1 tRNA gene is annotated in these 300 nt (G+C 44.3%); it reads left to right on the top strand.

Annotated elements, in window-relative coordinates:
- The first annotated feature begins 19 nt into the window (after positions 1–19).
- Positions 20–95: transfer RNA gene (locus BK139_RS23520), tRNA-Thr, on the top strand.
- The last annotated feature ends 205 nt before the right edge of the window (positions 96–300 follow it).

The following is a 300-nucleotide window of genomic DNA, read 5'->3' as shown; positions in this document are numbered from 1 at the left end:
TAATTTAAATGTACAAGCTGCCGGTGTAGCTCAATTGGTAGAGCAACTGACTTGTAATCAGTAGGTTGGGGGTTCAAGTCCTCTCGCCGGCACCACTTTTTCAACGAGCCATTAGCTCAGTCGGTAGAGCAGATTGCAGCATCAGTGAATTACTTCAACCGAATAGCAATCTGTGACAAAACACGCAGTGTTTTGGAACATCTGACTCAGCAGAAACAAGATTTAGGAAACATTACTTAGCATGAGCCATTAGCTCAGTCGGTAGAGCATCTGACTTTTAATCAGAGGGTCGAAGGTTCG

This window comes from Paenibacillus sp. FSL R5-0490 (genome assembly GCF_001956215.1).
Classification (GTDB): domain Bacteria; phylum Bacillota; class Bacilli; order Bacillales; family Cytobacillaceae; genus Cytobacillus.
This window is presented reverse-complemented; position numbering and strand designations above follow the sequence as displayed.